The organism is Rhodanobacter thiooxydans LCS2 (assembly GCF_000264375.1).
GTDB classification, from domain to species: Bacteria; Pseudomonadota; Gammaproteobacteria; order Xanthomonadales; family Rhodanobacteraceae; genus Rhodanobacter; species Rhodanobacter thiooxydans.
In genome coordinates this window covers 1-11,265 of sequence record NZ_AJXW01000122.1, presented here as the reverse complement: position 1 = coordinate 11,265, position 11,265 = coordinate 1, and the positions used below count along the sequence as shown (strand labels likewise).

Sequence of the window (11,265 nt, the reverse complement as noted above, 5' to 3'; positions counted from 1 at the left end):
CTTCGGAGTTGAATCCGCCACGAAATCCACAATTACGAAGTGCAAGGCAATAGTCATGTCAACGACATTCACAACGTTTGATGCTGCTGAGTATCTCGACAGCAACGAAGCCATTGCGGCTTACATCAACGTGGTCTTCGAGGATGGCGACCCCGATCTTTTGCTGTCTGCCCTGTCAGATATCGCGCGCGCACGCGGCATGACGAAAGTGGCCGAAGACAGTGGCCTGGGTCGTGAGAGCCTCTACAAGGCCTTGCGCCCAGGCGCGAAACCAGGATTCGTCACCGTATCCAGGATCCTGGGCGCGCTGGGCGTGCGCGTGATGGCAAAGCCAAAGGCAGCCACAACCAGCAAGAAAGTCGCTGTCCGGAAGAAGATCACTGCCAAGAAAATCGCGCCCGTCAAGCAGGCGAAGCGCCGGGCTAGCGCCTGACAACGTTTCGCCGTATCGACACCCTTGGGCGTAATGGACGCACGAAGGTGACTATGGCGAGACACCAGCGGCGGCTGTGGTGGGCGAACCAGAAGCTGGCGAGCACCAGCGCCGTGAAGCAAAAATTGCCCCTCACACCTTTTCCGATCGCTGCGGCCGTGGGGTCGGCAATATGCAACAAGGGAATCGAGACGGCCGACTGCACCTGTGCCGCCACCTTGTGCATGGTGTTGGTGCAGATCACCAGGCCTTCGGCTCCAGCCCGCTCCAGTGCGGATGCAGCTTGCGCCAGGACCTCGCCGGCCTTCTCCCACTCGCCGGCATGCTGCAATTGCTCGATCTCGTGGCAATCCACGCTGAACAGCACCAGCGTGGCCGAGTGCAATCCGCCGAGCTGCTGTTTGACCGCCTCGTTGATCTCCCGGTAGTAGGAGACGGTGGACTCCCAGCTCATGCCGCCAATCAATCCCAGGGTCCTCACTTGCACAGCCTCCTCGCTGACCCGTGGCGTCCGATTCCCGCGACGAAGGCAGACAGCTCCATCCGCTGCAGGAAAGTCCCATGCATGCTGGCGGGCGTGAAAAGGGGAAAGCATGGGCCAGAATGCAGGGCAAGGAACCCGGCGCGCGCGACGCGGCTGCCGGATCAAGGGATTCCCTGCGATGGTCCCGATGGTGACGTTCGCCACAAACGATGAGGCCCCGCGAGCGTGGACTCTTTGGTCGGCACTGGAGAAGTCGCGTGTGGCACCTAGCAACAAAAATTGTCCCTGACACCTTTTCCTTTGAGTGGCAGCCGTCCCTGCAACGGCCTGCAAAGCCGCGTACGTCGGTGGCGTCCGCTGCTCAGGCGGCGCGGCGATTGATCTCGACCAGCACACCCACGATTGCATCCGCGTCGCCATCGCCGAACGTTCCCTCCAGCCCTTCATGGTGCAGGCTGGTGAACGGCGGCTCGTAGAGCTGGCCGGGATCCATCACACCGGTTCGCGTGAGGCGGTCGATCACCATCTCCACGAAGCGGATCTGCCGGCTGCTGTAACGACTCTCGTCGAGGAATTGGCCGAAGGCTTCCTTGGCGGCGTTTCGATCCAGCCCGACCAGCGAACGGATGAACAAGGTCAGCGGCTTGTCGCTGCCGTAGCACTGCTCAAATCTCGTTCGACTCTCCACCGGTTCGGATTCGTAAACGAAGCGCTCCAGTTCGTGCAGATCGGTGGGCGTCAGCGGCTTGTTGTGCTTGAGCTTGGCGATGGCAACATGGCTTTCGTTGGCGCGGATATACGCCTCGACCTTCTTCTTGTACTGGGCGAGGTTGATGCCGGTGCTGAAATCCTTGAGGACGACTTCCTTCGCCTCGCCGATCTCGTCGGTCAGCATGCTGTAGACGGGTTTGATCGACTGGCGCTCGATGAACTGGATCAGGCCGCGCAGCCTGCGGCGCACCTGCTCGATCATCGGCAGCGTGATGTCCTTCCAGAATTCCTCGCCCTGCACTTCCTGGATCAAGGCCAGCTCCGCGCGCACGGCGGGGATGGTGTCCCGGGTTTCCAGCTCGCTGGCCAGCTCGATAATGCGGTCGCGATAGCTCACGAAATCCGGGGTAGAGCGCACCAACGCCAGCTGCAGGTTCACACAGATCAGGTCGAACAGTTTGGCGGTGATGTGCTCGGGCTCGCGTTCGCTGGGCAGGCCGGCTACGTGTGCGCGCAGGTCGCCCAGGGCGGAATCGTCCAGAGCCACCCACTGCTCGCGATCGCCGAAGCGCACTACATGCTCGCGCTCGGTGCGCACGATGAAGTTGTCCAGGTTCATCGCGGCTACTTCACCGTGCAGCGCGTCGGTCAACTCGTCGCGCAGGAACACCAGCTTGTCGTAGCTCGCCGGATGCTCGGCCAGCGGATGGGCGTCTGGCTGTGCATCGCGCGGCAGCAGCGACAACAGGTCCAACCGCGCCTTGAACAAACGCTTGCCCAGCGGCTCGGCCAGGCCGCCCAGTGCGCCGCGCGGGTTCTCGTTGAAGTATTCGAAGTTGGCGCAGAAGTCGAAGATGTAGAACTCGCTCTTGTCCACGCCCGGCGTGAACAGGTCCGGGCACAGCCGCGTGCCGCGGCCGATCATCTGCAGGAACTTCACCTTCGAACGCACCGCCTTGAAAAACACCAGGTTCAGCACCTGCGGCACGTCGATGCCGGTATCGAGCATGTCCACCGAGATGGCGATCTGCGGCAGCTTGTCGAGCTTGCTGCTGAAGTCGTCGATCAGGCTCTGCGCGTAGTTCACCGCGTGGGTGATCACGCGGGCGAACTCGCCGTGGTAATGCGGGTAATGGTGGTTGAAGCGCTTGGCGATGAACTCGGCGTGCTTCTGGTTCACCGCAAAGATGATCGTCTTGCCCAGCTTGTCGCCACCGTCGACCTTGAGGCCGTTTTCCATAAGATGCTGCAGCATCAGGTCGACGGTGCTTTCGTTGAACAGCTGCTTGTTGACCTCGGAGGCATGCACCTCGGCCGGTGCCGTGGACTCCTCGCCTTCACCGGCGCGGTCACCCCAGTCCAGCGATTCCCAATGCGCCTTTTCTTCGTCGCTGAGGTCGCTGTAGCGGATACCTTCGCGCACGAACTTGATCGGCACCGAGTGCGATTTCGGTGGCACCAGAAAGCCATCGGCCACGGCTTCGTCCAGCCCGTAAGCGTCGGTCGGTACGCCGGTTTCCAGGCAAAACAGGTGATAGGTATCGCGATCCACCTCGTCGCGCGGGGTCGCGGTGAGGCCGACCAAGTAACTGTCGAAGTAGCGGAAGATCGCGCCGTACTTCTGGTACACGCTGCGGTGGGCCTCGTCGATGACGATCAGGTCGAAATGACCCACGCCGTAGCGGCGCTGGTCACCATCCATCTGGTCGATCAGGCCCATCATCGTCGGGTAGGTCGACAGGTAGACCCGACCCTGCCCGTGCTTGTCGGTCACCAGGTTCACCGGGCTGGCATCGGGCAGATGCTCCTTGAACGCGCCGGTGGCCTGATTCACCAGCGCTACGCGATCGGCCAGGAACAGCACGCGCTTGACCCAATTCGCGCGCATCAGCAGCTCCACCAGCGCAATCGACATCCGCGTCTTGCCGGTGCCGGTGGCCATGGTCAGCAGGCCGGCGCGGCGACCTTCGGCCAGCGCCTCGGCCATGGCACGGATGGCGCGATGCTGGTAACTGCGCTCGACGATGCGGGTGTTGATTGGCAGCGTTCGCGGGTCGGTCTGCATGCTGCGCCGCTGGACCGCCAGTTCCAGTTCGTCGCGCGAATAAAACCCCTGCACCTCGCGCGGCGGCGCGCGCCGGTCGTCCCACAGCCAGGTATGGTTGCCGTTGGTATAGAAGATCAGAGGGCGCCGGCTTCTTTCGGCTTCCAGACAATCGGCATAAAGCTTCGCCTGCTGCTGGCCGACATCAGGATCTTTCAGGCTGCGCTTGGCCTCGACCACCGCCAGCGGCTGACCATCCCTGCCCCACAGCACGTAATCGACAAAGCCCTCGCCCTTGGCGTTGGGCATGCCGCTCACCGGTACCTCGACCGAGGCGTTCTTGCCCAGCTCCCAGCCCGCCTCGCGCAGCATCACGTCGATGAAGAAGCGGCGGGTGTCCGCCTCGTCGTAGTCGTGCGTATCCGGTACGGCGATATTGGCCGCCTTGGCCTGCGCCAATTCGGCGCGCGCCGTGGCAAGCTCCGCATTGATCCTGGCCAGCAGCGCTTCGCGTTCGGTCAGCGTGGCCGCCTGCTCGGCGATGGCCGCCTCGCGCGCCTCCAGCGTGGCGTGCTGCGCCTCGATCTGTTGCTGGAACTTAGCTTCCTGCTTCTTCAGCTCATCGCGGGTCAGCGCAATCGCTTCGTCCGCGCGCACCAGTTTCGGCACGCGCTTTTCGTCGAACGTGGCCTCGATGGATTTGGGGTCGCTGGCGCGCGTATATGTGCGCGCAAGCCAGAACAGCATATGGAACAGTTCGCGCACCAGCCGCAGCGCATCCAGGTGGCCGATCGGCTGGCTCGCATGCACCGCCTGGTTGCCGAAGCGCTGGATCAGCCGCATCTTCTGCAGCACGGGTGGTGGCGGCAGTTGCTCGAAGTCGCGGTCGGTCAGCAGCGCGTTGAGATTGCGGTCATACGGCATCCGCAGATCGCGGTCGTGCTCGTACAGCCAGTGCACCGCCTGCTCCAGCGCGTGCCGCGTACGCATCACGCAGGCACGCGGATCGGAATAGACCAGTTGCTCCGCTCCCTTCGCCGGCTCGACTAGCGGTTTGAATTCGGGTTGTAGAAACTCAAAGTTGCTAGCCATCACCCGCTCCCGTCCTGGCTACTGCGCGACGAATCCCAAGCTTCGGCCGCCAAAGGCGTCTCGAGCAGCGTTCAAATCCTCCAGCTTCTCTTTTAGCGCGACCTCGAGGGCTTCAACCTCGTTTTTCAAATCGCGCAGCCCGGCTTTGAACTTTTCTCGTTCATAAGTATCGGGGATCGGAAGCATTAGATCAGCTAGTCGATCTGGGTTAAGAGAAACGTTTGCCGAACCTCTCATTAACGGCACAAGCAGTTGGTCTTTGAATCGACGCAGATAGTAATACACGAACTCCGTGTCGACATCATCAGTCTTGGGAACTAATGCAACGCAGATGGTGGCAAGTGCCGCCTTTCCTTGAATATAGTGAATCTGCTTTATGGAAGCATGACCATGACCTGTTGAGGATACCAAGGGTATGACGATTGCTTTGGAGTCTATCTGCCAACGATCCGCACGCTTCACTTCTGCAGAGGTCGTTACAAAAGGAAAATCACCGTTTTCCACAGCGCCCGCAGCCGGGGTTTCGCCTCTGACAAGATTGAACAAATCCCCTAGTCGCTCGGTCTTAATTTTTCGTGGATATCGGTAACCGGATAAATATACCCTATGACAAAGATCATAATTGGAATCACGTATCTCTTTAACAGAAACGAAACGGTGTTTCGTCTCCTTCGACACGTAGTCTTTTGTGAGCCGCTCACTCCAGAGTTTCAAAAGGCCGGGAAGATCACTACCTTCGACTTCTACTTTACTTGCACCGTCAGAAAACCCATCGTTTTCGACGCGAAAAAACCAAACCTGATCAGTCGTCGCGACCTTTTGAAATACCAAAATGCACGTAGCAACACTAGCGTATGGTTTGAAGACCCAATGAGGGAGCGCAATAACTGCAATCAATCTATTATTTTCGACCAGCCTCTTTCTTATTGTTTGATGGGCGTTTGAATCCGACTCCAAAACTCCGGCTGGAACTACTACAGCTGCGCTGCCTCCCTGCTTCAAAAGCCGTTCGACCAAGGCCACAAAAAGAAGCTCTGTCTTTCGAGTGCGGACCACCGAAAGTAGGTCAGCGGCACATGACTCGTAATCCAATGACCCCGAAAACGGCGGATTGGCCAGGACCAGGCTGAACTGGCCTTCGACGTTGGCGTGGCCCTCGCTCAAGCTGTCGCGGTTCTCGATGGCCGGGTCTTCCACACCGTGCAGCAGCATGTTCATCGAGCCGATGCGCAGCATGGTGCTGTCGAAGTCGAAACCGTGGAAGGTGTCATGGTTGAAACGTTTCGTGCTCTTCTTGTCCGCGTAGATCTCGTCGCTGTGATGCGCGTTGAGGTACTCGCTGGCTGCCACCAGGAAACCCGCCGTGCCGCAGGCGGGGTCGCAGATGGTGTCGGGCGGCTTGGGCGCCATCATGTCCACCATCAGCTTGATGATGTGGCGAGGCGTGCGGAACTGGCCGTTCTGCCCAGCGCTGGCGATCTTGCCCAGCATGTATTCGTAGAGGTCGCCCTTGGTGTCGCGATCGTCCATCGGGATGGCGTCGAGCATGTCCACCACCTTGGCCAGCAGCGCCGGCGTGGGGATGGTGAAGCGCGCATCCTTCATGTGCGCCGCGTAAGTGGATTCGCCGCCGTGCCCGCCCAGCCGCTTGATGAAGGGGAACACCTCCTCGGACACGATGTGATAGAGCAACCCCGGATCGCCCAGATCCTTGAAATGCGACCAGCGCAGTTTCTGCTGGCGACTGTTGAAGATCGGGTTTTCGACCGGCTGCTTGATGCGGTGGGCCTTCTTCTCCTTCACCGTCTGCATCTCATCCAGCCGCTTGATGAAGAGCAGGTAGGTCATCTGCTCGATGACCTCCATCGGGTTGGAGATGCCGCCGCTCCAGAATGCGTTCCAAATCTGGTCGACCTGGGATTTGATGGTGCCTGTGATCACTGCTACTGCCTGTGTGGATGTTCGGGGTTGGCATCAAGCCCGGTTGTACCGGGCGCGCTGTTCAATAGTGATACCGCAACTGCGCAATCAGCAGCGCGCCCGCGACGGGCTTGTAGACCATGCGGTGCTCGTCGTTGATGCGGCGCGACCAGTAACCCGCCAGCCCGTGCCGCAAAGGTTCGGGTTTGCCGATGCCTTCGAGGGGGTGGCGCATGGTGTCGTCGATCAGCTTGTTGATGCGCGCCACCAGCTTGCGGTCGTGGACCTGCCAATGGAGGTAATCCTCCCAGGCCGCATCGGAGAAGATCAGCTGCATGCCGGTTCGGTTCAACGGGCCAGCTTGCGCGGTTTACCGCCACCGGATTCCAGCTGCGCCATCGACTCCAGCAGACGGCGCGCGTTCCTGGGGCTACGCAGCAGGTACGCGGTTTCTTCCATGGACTGGTAGTCGGCCAGCGACATCATCACTACCGACTCCTCCTTTTTGGTGATGATCACCGGCGCATGATCCTCGCAGACGCGCTCCATCGTCTCGGCGAGACTGGAGCGGGCCTTGGTGTAGGTGATGGTGTCCATCGGCTACCTCGATATGTACATTATCCTGTACACAATCTAGCCGACGACCTGCTGGCAGTCAAATTGTCAGAAAAGCGAAACGCCCGCTTCGATGCATTGCGCTGTTGCGTGACGTCCGCGGGGATTGTTGGGCCCATCCATGGGCCCAACACCTTCGCGCTGCGCGCTACGGTGCCAGCCTGCGGCTGTCCGAATTCGTTCCGGACGAATTCGTCGAACCCGGGTGGGTTCTCACCCAGTCCTCACCATCAGAAACGCAAAACGCCCCACACGGGGGCGTTTTACGTTTCTGGCGGAGAGAGTGGGATTCGAACCCACGGTAGGCTTGCACCTACGGCAGTTTTCAAGACTGCTGCCTTAAACCGCTCGGCCATCTCTCCATAAACTCGTCGCCTGCAGCAAGGCGCGCGTTGTGCGCCACTACGGCAGTTTTGCTCCGGGCATCCTGCCCTTCGCCCCTTCGGGGCCAGCGGCTGCGCCGCTGTCCGCTTCGGCATCCTGCCTACGCGTCAAGACTGCTGCCTTAAACCACTCGGCCATCTCTCCATAAGTTCTCGGCGGCTGAGTTTATCAGGGACTCTGCGGCGGGCGGCCGTTGCCGCCCTTCTTCGACAGCGCCACCAGGCAAACCACCAGGATCGCCACCGGAATCAGCGCACCAAGCAGCGGCACCAGCAGTATCGGTTCGCGCACGACCATCGGCACCAGTTGGGTGGCGCTGGCGAAGGCGACGATGGCGAGGCGCCAGCGGCGGCTGTCGCGGGCGAACCAGAAGCTGGCGAGCACCAGCGCCATGGCGACCACGGACAGGTCGAGATCCAGCACCGGCATCTGCCATACGCCGTCGAAGCCCAGACGCATGCCGATCACCGTGGCCAGCACCGCCAGCAGGAAGAAGCTGGTGTAGAACTCCACCCTGCCCCAGCGGCCGTGTCCGGATGCCGGCGTGTTCACGCGATGCTCTCCAGGCCGGCCATGTACGGACGCAACGCTTCGGGGATGTTGATTGAGCCGTCGGCGTTCTGGTTGTTTTCCATCACCGCGATCAGGGTGCGGCCGATGGCGAGGCCGGAGCCGTTGAGCGTGTGCACCAGTTCGGGCTTGCCGGTGTCCGGGTTGCGCACGCGGGCCTGCAGGCGGCGCGCCTGGAAGTCCTCGCAGTTGGAGCAGCTGGAGATTTCGCGGTAGGTCTGCTGGCTGGGCAGCCACACTTCGAGGTCGTAGGTCTTGACCGCGGTGAAGCCCATGTCACCGCTGCACAACAGCATCTTGCGGTATGGCAGGCCGAGTTTCTGCAGTACCTTCTCGGCGTGGCCGACCATTTCCTCCAGTTGCGCGTGCGACTGGTCGGCACGGGTGATCTGCACCATCTCGACCTTCTCGAACTGGTGCTGGCGGATCATGCCGCGGGTGTCGCGGCCGTAGCTGCCGGCCTCGGCGCGGAAGCACAGCGTGTGCGCGGTCATGCGCAGCGGCAGCGCGTCGGCGTCCTGGATGGTGTCGCGCACTAGGTTGGTCAGCGAGACTTCGGCGGTGGGAATCAGGTAGCGCCTGGTTTCGCCCACTTCGGTGGCAAACAGGTCGTCCTCGAACTTCGGCAGCTGGCCGGTGCCCTGCATGCTGTCGGCGTTGACGATCACCGGCACGTTGCATTCGAGGTAGCCGTGCTCGCCGGTGTGCAGGTCGAGCATGAACTGACCGAGCGCGCGGTGCAGGTGGGCGAGCTGGCCGCGCAGCACGGTGAAGCGCGCACCGGACAGCTTGGCGCCGGCATCGCCGTCGAGCCAGCCGTGGCGCTCGCCCAGCTCGACGTGATCCTTCACCGTGAAATCGAACTCGCGCGGCGCGCCCCAGCGGGCGACTTCGAGGTTGTCATGCTCGTCCTTGCCGACCGGCACGGAGGCGTGCGGGATGTTCGGGATGCCCAGCGCGATCGCAGCCAGCTTGGCCTGCACCTCGGCGAGCTGGAGCTCGTTCGCCTTGAGCTTGTCGCCGATGCCGGCGACTTCGGCCATCAACGCTGCGCTGTCCTCGCCTTTCGCCTTGGCCTGGCCGATCGCCTTGGAACGCGTGTTGCGCAGGTTCTGCAGATCCTGCGTTTCAGTCGCCAGCTGCTTGCGCATGCTCTCCAGCGACTCGACGGCGGCCACGTCGAGCGTGTAGCCGCGGGTTTCAGCGAGGCGCGTGGCGGTTTCGGCGAGGTGCGAACGCAGCAGGGCGGGATCCAGCATGATCGAAGTCCGGATGAAGGCTTGAACCGCGAATTATCGCCGCCGCGTGGCGGTGGCCGCAATGTGAGTTTGGGCGGCGTGAGGGCTTCACCCCTCCCCACCCTCCCCTGCTGCACGTCCCGCAAGGGGACTTCCTTCGGTCGCAGGGAGGGAGCAATGCAGCGCCGCGAAGCAGCCAGCGTAGGGCGGGCGCTGCCCGCCTTTGCAGTGCATCGTGCGGCGGGCAGTGCCCGCCCTACTCTACTGCCCGCCCGGAGAGAGCATCGCCCGCGAGCGGGCTCCTACGGTTTGCGTGCCTTGGCGCGGGCGGCGCGCAGGGCCAGCAGCTTTTCGCGCAGTTGCAGTTCCAGGCCGCGCTCGACCGGCTCGTAGAAGATGTTGCCGGCCAGTGCGTCGGGCAGGCACTGCTGGTCCAGCGCGATGCCGCCTTCGGCGTCGTGGTCGTACTGGTAGCCCTTGCCGTAGCCGAGGCCCTTCATCAACTTGGTGGGCGCGTTGCGCAGGTGCATCGGCACCTCCAGCGTGCCGCCCTGGCGCACCGCGTCGCGGGCCTTGTTGTAGGCCATGTAGGCAGCGTTGCTCTTCGGCGCGATGGCCAGCCAGATCGCCAGCTGAGCCAGGCCGAGTTCGCCCTCGGGGCTGCCCAGGCGCTCGTAGGTATCCCACGCGTCCAGCGCCATGCGCCAGGCGCGCGGCTCGGCCAGGCCGACGTCCTCCACCGCCATGCGGGTCATCCGCCGGGCCAGGTACAAGGGGTCGACGCCCCCGTCGAGCATGCGGCACAGCCAGTACACCGCGGCGTCGGGATCGGACGAACGCACGGATTTGTGCAGCGCCGAGATCTGGTCGTAGAACTGCTCGCCCTGCTTGTCGAAGCGGCGGGTGCGGTCGGCCAGCACCTGGGTCAATGTTGCTTCGTCGATCGTGCGGTCTTCGGCCAGCTCGGCGGCGATTTCAAGCAGGGTCAGCGCACGGCGCACGTCGCCGTCGGCGGCCTGGGCGATCGAGTCCAGCGCCTCCTCGCTCACCTGCAGCTGCAGCGCGCCAAGGCCGCGTTCGTCGTCTATCAGCGCGCGCTTCAGCGCCGCGATGATGTCGCCGGTGGACACCGGCTCCAGCACGTGCACGCGGCAGCGCGAAAGCAGCGCGGAGTTCAGTTCGAACGAGGGGTTCTCGGTGGTGGCGCCGATGAAGATGATCACGCCGCGCTCGATGTGCGGCAGGAATGCGTCCTGCTGGGTCTTGTTGAAGCGGTGCACTTCGTCGACGAACAGCACCGTGCGCCGCCCTTGCGCGAAGTTCAGCTCGGCTTCGGCCAGCGCCTTGCGCACGTCCGGCAGGCCGGACAGCACGGCGGAAATCGCGCGGAAGTCCGCGTCGGCGTAACGCGCCACCAGCAGCGCCAGGGTGGTCTTGCCGCAGCCGGGCGGTCCCCACAGCACCATCGAGTGGATCTTGCCCGCTTCCAGCGCGCGGCGCAGTGCCTTGTCGGGACCGACCAGGCGCTGCTGGCCGACGATCTCGTCGAGGCTGCGCGGGCGCGTGCGTTCGGCCAGCGGCTTGAGCGCATCGGGTTCGGCGAACAGGCCGGCGCCGGGTGTGGGGACGGGACGGGGCATGCCCGCATGATACGTCATGCCGCTGCTGCCCATGGCGTGGCCAGGCGGCTATCGGGGCCGCGCTGCCGCGTGCCGGGTCGACGACCGCCGCGCCCCGCGCGGCGGTCACACTTAGAACTTATCCGTAAATAATA

8 protein-coding genes, 1 tRNA gene and 1 pseudogene are annotated in these 11,265 nt (G+C 62.7%); 1 reads left to right on the top strand and 9 read right to left on the bottom strand.

What is annotated here, in order from left to right; translation table 11 throughout:
* On the top strand, positions 1-433 hold a 433-nt coding region (locus UUA_RS20285; protein ID WP_008439595.1), incomplete at its 5' end, for an addiction module antidote protein.
* A 145-nt stretch (positions 434-578) separates the two neighbouring features.
* On the opposite strand, the pseudogene UUA_RS20350 reads toward UUA_RS20285, so the two are convergent.
* From UUA_RS20350 to UUA_RS18050, 9 genes and pseudogenes are all read right to left on the bottom strand, one after another.
* A pseudogene (locus UUA_RS20350) lies at positions 579-920 on the bottom strand (aspartate/glutamate racemase family protein); the annotation flags it as partial.
* 358 nt (positions 921-1,278) lie between these two features.
* Positions 1,279-4,764 carry a DEAD/DEAH box helicase family protein gene (locus tag UUA_RS18085; RefSeq protein ID WP_008439593.1) on the bottom strand — a complete coding sequence of 1,162 codons (3,486 nt, stop codon included), beginning with the start codon at positions 4,762-4,764 and terminating at the stop codon, positions 1,279-1,281.
* A gap of 18 nt (positions 4,765-4,782) precedes the next feature.
* Complete coding sequence (locus tag UUA_RS18080) at positions 4,783-6,705, bottom strand: N-6 DNA methylase (protein WP_008439592.1); 1,923 nt, start codon at positions 6,703-6,705, stop codon at positions 4,783-4,785.
* A gap of 61 nt (positions 6,706-6,766) precedes the next feature.
* Positions 6,767-7,021 carry a Txe/YoeB family addiction module toxin gene (locus tag UUA_RS18075; RefSeq protein ID WP_008439591.1) on the bottom strand — a complete coding sequence of 85 codons (255 nt, stop codon included), beginning with the start codon at positions 7,019-7,021 and terminating at the stop codon, positions 6,767-6,769.
* An 11-nt stretch (positions 7,022-7,032) separates the two neighbouring features.
* Entirely contained in the window at positions 7,033-7,281 is a 249-nt protein-coding gene (locus UUA_RS18070) for a type II toxin-antitoxin system Phd/YefM family antitoxin (RefSeq protein ID WP_008439590.1), read from the bottom strand.
* A gap of 290 nt (positions 7,282-7,571) precedes the next feature.
* A tRNA-Ser gene (locus UUA_RS18065) sits at positions 7,572-7,661 on the bottom strand.
* Between the two features lie 190 nt (positions 7,662-7,851).
* The gene (locus UUA_RS18060) at positions 7,852-8,235 is read right to left on the bottom strand and encodes a hypothetical protein (RefSeq protein WP_008439589.1); all 384 of its coding nucleotides are present in this window, start codon (positions 8,233-8,235) and stop codon (positions 7,852-7,854) included.
* Positions 8,232-9,512 (bottom strand): serine--tRNA ligase, encoded by a 1,281-nt coding sequence (gene serS, locus UUA_RS18055; protein ID WP_008439588.1) that lies wholly within the window; start codon positions 9,510-9,512, stop codon positions 8,232-8,234. The genes UUA_RS18060 and serS overlap by 4 nt, the downstream gene beginning before the upstream one ends.
* A 281-nt stretch (positions 9,513-9,793) precedes the next feature.
* Entirely contained in the window at positions 9,794-11,131 is a 1,338-nt protein-coding gene (locus UUA_RS18050) for a replication-associated recombination protein A (protein WP_039954497.1), read from the bottom strand.
* Between the last annotated feature and the right edge of the window lie 134 nt (positions 11,132-11,265).

Excerpts from the sequence above, each read along its gene's own strand:
- UUA_RS18085 (WP_008439593.1), bottom strand. The coding sequence starts at position 4,764 with ATGGCTAGCAACTTTGAGTTTCTACAACCCGAATTCAAACCGCTAGTC.
- UUA_RS18075 (WP_008439591.1), bottom strand. The coding sequence starts at position 7,021 with ATGCAGCTGATCTTCTCCGATGCGGCCTGGGAGGATTACCTCCATTGG.
- UUA_RS18070 (WP_008439590.1), bottom strand. The coding sequence starts at position 7,281 with ATGGACACCATCACCTACACCAAGGCCCGCTCCAGTCTCGCCGAGACG.
- serS (WP_008439588.1), bottom strand. The coding sequence starts at position 9,512 with ATGCTGGATCCCGCCCTGCTGCGTTCGCACCTCGCCGAAACCGCCACG.
- UUA_RS18050 (WP_039954497.1), bottom strand. The coding sequence starts at position 11,131 with ATGCCCCGTCCCGTCCCCACACCCGGCGCCGGCCTGTTCGCCGAACCC.